Genomic DNA, 7,997 nt, shown 5'->3' on the forward strand with positions numbered 1-7,997 from the left:
GCATGCCCGCCCCACCCCCCCCCCCCCAGAAAAGCGACGGTTCCACAAAAGTGGGGCGCGGCCAGCTGCACGCGGTTCCACGCTTTCGCGATTATGGGCCCTTGCCGACCGGCACCGCGCAGCGCTTAATGAACGCATCCCGGGATGCGCAACGTTCGAACAGCATGGTCACACAACCCATAAGGAGGAAGCACCATGTCATCCACGTATGACTTCGTAGTCTTGGGCGGCGGCCACAACGGCCTCATCACCACTGCCTACCTCGCGAAGGCCGGCTTCAGCGTTTGCTGCCTCGAAGCCAACGACGAGTTCGGAGGCTCCACCCGCTCAGGCGAAGTGTGCGCACCGGGATACGTCTCCGACCTCGGCGGCATGGTCCACAACATGATCTCTGCCACGCCCATCGTGACGGAGGACGAACTGGGCCTGTTCTCGAAGTACGGCTTCGAGTACGCCCACGCCAAGGCGCTGTTCTGCTCGATCTTCCCCGACCAGACCAGCCTCATCATGCACCACGACATCGACAAGGCCTGCCAGAACATCGCACAGTTCTCCAAGCGCGATGCCGAAGTGTACCCCGAGTTTCACGAGTACATGGTGAACATGCTGGCCGTGGCCGGCATCGGCTCGCAAAGCGCGCCGCCGCCGTACGGCACCATGATGAACGTCATGTACATGAGCCCCGAAGGCCGCGAGTTCCAGCGCGTGCTCAGCTCTTCGGCCCAGCAGATCGTAGAGGAGTGGTTCGAAAGCGAGCAGGTGCGCGTCACGTTCACCCGCTGGTGCACCGAGATGATGATCGACCCGCGCGCCATCGGCACCGCCACGCTTTTGTACTTCACGGGCCGCGTGCACAAGCCCACCTACGCCCCGCCGTTCCCCATGGGCGGCAGCCAGAAGTTCGTCGAAGCCCTTATGGCCTGCTGCAAGGACAACGGCGCCGACCTGTTCACCAACGCGTGGGTGGACGGCGTCACCGTGCAGGGCGGCGAGATCAAGGGCGTCCGCACGAAAAACGGCGAGGAGTACCTTGCCAACAACGCCGTCATCAGCACCATCAACATCAAGGACGTCTACGAGATGCTGGGCGACAACGCGCCCGCCGACGAGGCGCGCTACGTGCGCCGGCTCAAGCAGGCCGACTTCGCCGCGCTCAACCAGTCCTTCGCGCTCAAGAAAATCCCCGAGTTCAAGGCCGGCCCCGAAGTGCTCGACGCCTACTGCATCGAGTTCGCCCCTGAGGAGAAGGAATACCTCGAGACGTTCAGCAGCTACCGCCTGGGCGAGTTCAACCCGCGTCTGCCGCTCGTCACCATCCCGTCTCTGTGGGATCCGTCGCGCTGCCCCGAGGGCCACAGCGTGGTCAACCTGTACTCCTACGCCCCCTACCGCCTGTGGGGCGACGAGAAGAACTGGGAGAAGCACGGCGACGAGCTCAAGCAGGAGGTCTGGGAGTTCTTCAAGGCCCAGACGACGAACATCACCGACGACGACATCGTAGGCAAGTGGGGCCTCACGCCCGTCGAGTACGAGCAGTGGAACCCGGCCATGAAGGAAGGCGACCTGGGCATGATCGGCTTGCAGCCCAGCCAGATGTACGACATGCGCCCCTTCCCCGGCAAGGGCCACGACTACCACGGCGCCATCGACAACCTGTACTTCGTCGGATGCTGCGGACATCCGGGCGGCGGCATCGCCGCCGGCGCGCGGCCCGGCGCCCTCAAGATCCTCGAGGACTACGGCGTGGACTTCCGCGACGTCCTGAAGAAGTAACCCCGTCCAACCAACCCGATACGCAGAGGCGGCCGGCCCCGCTCGGCCGCCTCTCAAGGAGCGTGATCCCCATGCCTAAACCACCGAAGCAGCCGTCCCTCATGATGCTGACCGAAGACGGCAGCCCCATGGTGGAGATCTTCAAGATGGAGTACGAGGACGGCAAGCTCATCCTCGACGCGAAGGCGCTCGACAGCATGCGCATGAACGTGCTGCTCACCCCCGAGGCCATCGCCAACGGCTGGCCCGTCGTCATGGCCAACAAGAAGGCCATCATCGCCTTCGCCAAGAAGATCCCCGCCGCGCTGCGCGCCCGCAAGAAACAGGCGAAGGAAACCGCCCGGTAAGCGCCGAAGAACGCCGGGGCGTTGGAGGCATCGGGGACCTCGGGCATCGGACAGGATGCCGAAGCCAGAAACCGAGGGGTACTGCGAGGGCCACGGTGCCGCCAAAGCCCGAGGGCGCCGAGGGGAAGGGCATAGGAAACACCCGGCCAGAGGCCCGAGGATGCCACAAGCCTCAAAACGCCGGAAAGGACGCCCGAGCCCAAAGGTGTCGCACAGCCCGAGGCGCTACGAGGCCCAAGGGCGCCGCGAAGTCCGAGGGCGTCCGGGGCCCAAAGCCGCCGCGAAGCCCGAAGATCTCGCAAAGGCCCAAGGGCGGCGGCCTCTTCGGAGCGGGGCACGGTTCGGAACAAGACATGGGGTTGCACGTCGGGAGGCATCCCGTCTCCCTGATGAAAAGGGGAATCTATGAAAGAGTTCAACAAGAAGAGCATCATCATGCTCGTCGTCTCCATCGTGGTGGGAGCCATCATCGCGAACATCCCGCCGTTTGAAGGCCTCACCGTCACGAGTATGACCTACCTGGGCATCTTCGTGGGCATGCTCATCATGCTCATCGCGAACGCCCTCCCCTCGTGGGCAACCTGCCTGGGAGCCATGGCGCTGATGGTGGCCTTCCAGGTGGGCAGCCTCACCGAGGTGTTCTCGGCCTTCGGCGGCAGCATCGTGTGGCTGATGATCGCCGTGTTCGCCTTCGCCACCGGCATCGAGAACTCGGGGCTGCTCACGCGTCTGGCGCTGAAGATGCTCACCATCTTTCCGAAGAACTACCGCGGCCAAGTGCTCTCGCTCATGACCGCGGGCCTGGTGGTGAGCCCGCTCATCCCGTCGAACAACGCCAAGACCAACCTGTTGGCCCCCATGGCAACGGAGATGACCAAGCAAGTTGGCTACGATAAGCGCAGCAAGCCGGCGCTCGGCCTTTTGACGGCGGTGTTCATGCCGCCCTATATCGGATCGCACGCGTTTCTGACGGGCAGCGCGAACGTGGCGTTCATGCTGGGCGTGGTGGGGCTGTCGTTCTCGTGGGTGGGCTACCTCTCGCTCACGTGGGTGTGGCTCATCCTGCTGCTCGTGGGCACCTACATCTTCTGCATGACGTACTGCCGTCCGAAGGAGAAGCTCGACCTGCCCGAGAACTACTTCATCGACAAGTACCAGGCCCTTGGCAAGATGAAGAAGGAGGAGTGGGTCGCGCTCGTCGTGGTGGTGGCCTGTCTGGCGCTGTGGATATCCAACATCTTCGATGCGGGCATGGTGGCGCTTTTGGGCGCGGTGGTGATGTCGGCCTTCGGCATCCTCACGCCGAAGGATTTCCAAACCCGCATCCCCTGGGGCCTCGTCATGTTCATCGGCGCGCTCATCGGCATCGCCGGGTTCATGAGCACCACGGGCGTGAGCACGTGGCTGGCCGGACTTTTGGGCCCCGTCGTCAGCCCGGTGGTCAGCAGCGTGTGGATCTTCGTGCCCGTGCTGCTCGTGCTCACGTGGATCCTGCGCGCGTTCATTCCGGCGCAGGGCGTGTGCATCGTCATCCTGTACTCCATTTTCGGGCCGCTTCTGCCCGATGCGGGAATCTCGCTGTTCATCTTCGGCTTCGTGGAGTACATCGGAGGCAACATCTGGTTCAACGGCTTCATGAACCCGTTCGTGCTGGGCGCGCTGGGCGTTGCCGGCAACGAGTACGTCACCATCAAGGAGTTCAAGAAGTCCGCTTACGCGTACGCCATCATCTCCGTCGTGGCGATGATGGGCAGCATCCCGCTGTGGATGGCCATGGGGCTGTGCTAGCGCGCCCCGCTTGAGGGAGGCGTCGTCGGGCGCGTTCGGCGACGCCTCCCATCGCCGAATGGCGTTCGACGACGCAGACTCGCCGCCAAACGCGCAAACGACGAGGGCGGCGGGCTCCTCCGAAAGGAACCTCCATGAACCTTCCCTTCGCGATGCTCATCGCCTACATCGTGATCACCGTGGCGATCAGCGTCATCGTGGCCGCGCGAGGGTCCTCCTCGTCGCGGCAATTCCTCACCGCCCAGGGCAATCTGGCGTGGTTCATGATCATCCCGCTGCTGTTCGCCGAGATGATGGCCGGCGCAGCCACCATCGGCAAAGCGGCCACCGGGTTCACCACCGGCTTGTCAGCCGTATGGGTGAACTGGGGCATGTCCATCGGCATGATCGCGTTCATCGTGTTCGCAGCGCGGTTCTACCGCGCCATGCACCGCACCTACGACATCCTGTCGGTGCCCGAGGCCTTCAAGTTCATGTTCGACGACCGCTGCCGAGCCGTGATGCTCGTCATCGTGGTGGTGACGTACTGCTTTTTGTACTCCTCGCAGCCCGTCAGCGCAGCGGCGCTCATCGCGCCGATGACCGGCCTTGACTCCACGCTTCTGGCTTGGATCGTGTCCGCACTGTTCATCCTGGTCACCCTTCTCGGGGGAATGAAGGGCCTGGCCGTCATGAACATCGTGCACATGGTGGTCATGTACGCGGGCCTTATCGCGGCCACGAGCGGCAGCCTGGACATGGCGGGAGGGCTCTCGGCGCTGAGAGAACAGCTGCCCGCCAGCTACTTCGACCTGTTCCAGCCCGACGTATGGTCATCATTGGCGAACGCCATCGGCATCGGCATCAGCTTCCTCGCCGCGGCGACCATGGTGACGGCCACCATCTCGGCCCGGTCGGCGCGCGACATGAGCATCGGTGCGTGGGGCGCCGCGGCCATCGTCATCCCCTTCGCCACGCTGCCGGCCATCATCGGCATGTGCGGCGTGCTGGTCATGCCCGACGCCGAGCCGAACTCCATCCTGTTCGCCATGTCGAACGCCCAAGGGCCCGCCGTGGCGGGCGTGGTGTCCATGGCCATCGCGGCTGCCATCTGGTCGTCCGCTCCTGCGGCACTGCTGTTCGTGTCGAACACGCTCACGCAGGATTTCTACGCGGTCGTGCGACCGCGCAGCACCGACCGCCAACGCCTCGCGTTTTCGCGGGTCATGGTGGTGGTGCTGGGCATCGCGTCCACGTGGCTCGGATTGAACGCCTCGTCCATTCTGGGGCAGCTCTACGCCGCGTTCCAGATTCGGTCGGTGGTGGGCATCGTGCTTCTGGTTGCCATGGTGTGGCCGCGCGTGAGCAGCGCGGCGGCGTTCTGGTCGATGCTCGGCGGCGGCGCCATCGCGGCGATCTGGCATTTCGCGGGGAATCCCTGGGGCGTCGAGCCGCTATGGCCCGCATGCGGATTCACCATCGCGGTGCTGGCCGTCATGACGCTCGCCAGCAAAGAGAGGGTTTCGGAAGGCTATCTGCGCTATCGCGCCGCCCGCGACGAGCTGGCCAAAGCCGAAGGAAGGGCTGCGCGCGAATAAGCCGAGGCGCGGTCGTGGCCAGCCCTCGACCGCCGAGGGTTGGCCGCCGAGGGTTGGCCACGGCTTGCGCGCGTGCTGGACACGCGCGTCGGCTATGGCTTGCATGCGCGCTGAATGCGGGTGGATCGCGAGCGCGTGCTTAGCTGGATGCGCGTCGGTCGCGAGAGCGCGCGTGGCTGGATGCGCGCGTCGATCACGGCCGATGTGCGCACGCACTAGCTCGCGCACGGTCGCAGCCGATGCGCACGCGCCGGCCGAGCGCTAGTCGCGAAAGCGCACTCGCTGACCGCGCGCAGATCGCGAGAGCACGCGCCGCTCGCATGCGAACCCCGCAAGAGAACATGCGCCCTCCGACATGCACATATCAGCAGCGGCTTGGCGACAAGCAACACTGGCGGGGCCTTACTCGGCGGGCCAACCCGGCCTATCTCAATCCTGGTTTCGCAGAAAGGCAACCAATGGCTATGTCAAACCAAAATTGATACGAACTCATGCTTGCTAATCCTTGAGCCGGGTTTGCTCTGGCCGGGGTTTCGGAAGCCCCCCCCCCGCCCGACGGACGGGGGGGCTCCTGCGGCGCCGGCGGGGCCTCGCCCGCCGGGCCAACCCGGTCTATGTCAATCCTGGTTAAACATAGAGCCGGAAAAGTCTCTGTTAAGCCAAGATTGGCACGAACCCATGTTCTTCCAGCTCCGAGCCGGGCCCCTCTGGCCGGGCGCCCCGCAAGGCCCCCGCCTGACGGATCGGGGGCTTCCGAGGCGCCTGGGCGGTCCGCGCGCGGCGGGGCCAACCGGGCCCATATCAATCTTGGTTTAACATAGACCGACCAACGGCATAGCACAAAATCACGGTTAAGAACGATTTATCACTTCCGAAAACGCTATCGATTGGAGAAACCCCAGGTGGCTCTTTCCCGCACCCCAAGAAAATCGTTCTTAACCGTGATTTTGTGCAGCCGCCTTCCCAACGTTGCTTTATCATGGACGCATGGAACCGGTTCTCTGTCATACATCCGCACTCGAATACTGGCGTTCGGTGCGCTTCGGCTCGCGAAGCTTCCGTGCTGTCCAAGACGCACGGCCGCTGCTCGTCGCGCCGCCCTTGAAAGGAACGCTCGCGCAGCCCGGTTGCTGGTGGCTGAAACGCCCTTTGCACGTGCTTGTGGCAGAAAGCCACAAGCGCAGGACATCGAAAGAGGTGATCAGCCATATCGAGGGAAACGAGCTTCCTTCCGGCTCCATCCTCGACACCTGCAACGGGTTTTCCGTCTGCTCGCCCGAACTGTGCTTCGTGCAGATGGCAACGATGCTCGACCTTCCGCGCCTCATCGAACTCGGATTTGAATGGTGCGGAACCTACGACACCTCAACCGATCATTTGCGCGAATGCGCTCCCCTCACCTCTGTTGAAAAGCTTCGCACGTACGTCGAATCCCTCGGCCCGGTGCACGGACGCAAAAAGGCGCTCCGCGCGTTGCGCTACGCGCTGAACGGGTCGGCATCGCCACGAGAGACGGCGCTGGCCATGATACTGCACCTACCATACGCTATGGGAGGCTACGGCATCGAGGCGCCGCTGCTCAACGAACGTGTCGACCTGAGCGAACGCGCACGACGCATCGCGGGCAGAAGGTACGTGGTGTGCGACCTTTTATGGCCCCGCGCCATGCTCGATGTGGAATACGACGGCAAAGAGCATGCGGAGGAAACGCGCATCGCGAAGGACGCCATGCGAAGAAACGCCCTCACATCGATGGGATTCACCGTGATAACGGTGACGAAGTGGCAGATTGGCGATGGGGGCGCACTCAATGCGATCGCGCGCACGATCGCCGGCCGCCTCGGCAAACAGCTTCGCTACCGCGATCCGCAGTTCACGCGAGCAAACCTCGCGCTGCACCAAACGCTGCTGAAAGGCAAATGATCGATCGAAGATTGCCGCCGCAACGCATAAGGCACTGCGACAGCGCTCTGGTATGCCCAGCCCTCTCTACAACGACAGCGGAACCCAGCCACGCCATGAGAATCGAGATCGCACAACGCAAATCTGCCGTCTTCGTCAATCCTGACCTTACAACAGCCGGGGAGACATCTAGCACAAAATCACGGTTAAGAACGATTTTTCTGCTCTCTGCAGGAGCGTTTTTGGAGAAATGCCAGGTCGCGAAATTCGATCTGATCGGAAAATCGTTCTTAACCGTCATTTTGTGCTACCGCATCGACGCTCCGCTATTAAACCAGGATTGGCATGGGCCAGGTCGGCTCGTCGTGCAAGGCTTCGCCATCGCTTCGGAGGCTCCAGCCGGCAAGCGGGAAGCCCCCCTGAGGCACCCGATCGGGGGCTTCGAGGGACGATTCGGCGAACGCGGGTTCGTGTCAATCCTGGTTTGACAGTGGAATCGACGCGTCTTTACCGAACTGCTGCTGGCATAGGCCGGGTCGATCTGCCACACACGTCCCCGTTCGCCAACCTGCCCGCAGCCCGCGACCCGACCCGCCCTGCAACCCGCCCT

Annotated in this window: 6 protein-coding genes; all 6 read left to right on the top strand. The window is 63.5% G+C overall.

Annotation, left to right across the window (positions count from 1 at the left end):
• Window positions 1–195: 195 nt before the first annotated feature.
• Window positions 196–1,773 carry a phytoene desaturase family protein gene (locus C2L80_RS12385; RefSeq protein WP_092196819.1) on the top strand — a complete coding sequence of 526 codons (1,578 nt, stop codon included), beginning with the start codon at window positions 196–198 and terminating at the stop codon, window positions 1,771–1,773.
• Between the two features lie 71 nt (window positions 1,774–1,844).
• Complete coding sequence (locus tag C2L80_RS12390) at window positions 1,845–2,120, top strand: hypothetical protein (RefSeq protein ID WP_129589965.1); 276 nt, start codon at window positions 1,845–1,847, stop codon at window positions 2,118–2,120.
• Window positions 2,121–2,525: 405 nt separating this feature from the next.
• Window positions 2,526–3,908, top strand: coding sequence for an SLC13 family permease (locus tag C2L80_RS12395; protein WP_087198472.1), 1,383 nt, complete (start codon window positions 2,526–2,528; stop codon window positions 3,906–3,908).
• Window positions 3,909–4,042: 134 nt separating this feature from the next.
• Entirely contained in the window at window positions 4,043–5,485 is a 1,443-nt protein-coding gene (locus tag C2L80_RS12400; protein ID WP_087198470.1) for a sodium:solute symporter family protein, read from the top strand.
• Window positions 5,486–6,682: 1,197 nt separating this feature from the next.
• Complete coding sequence (locus C2L80_RS12405) at window positions 6,683–7,408, top strand: endonuclease domain-containing protein (protein WP_239938990.1); 726 nt, start codon at window positions 6,683–6,685, stop codon at window positions 7,406–7,408.
• Window positions 7,409–7,503: 95 nt separating this feature from the next.
• Window positions 7,504–7,875 carry a hypothetical protein gene (locus C2L80_RS12410; RefSeq protein WP_129589966.1) on the top strand — a complete coding sequence of 124 codons (372 nt, stop codon included), beginning with the start codon at window positions 7,504–7,506 and terminating at the stop codon, window positions 7,873–7,875.
• Window positions 7,876–7,997 lie beyond the last annotated feature (122 nt).

The sequence above is a fragment of the Rubneribacter badeniensis genome (assembly GCF_002899695.1).
GTDB classification, from domain to species: Bacteria; Actinomycetota; Coriobacteriia; order Coriobacteriales; family Eggerthellaceae; genus Rubneribacter; species Rubneribacter badeniensis.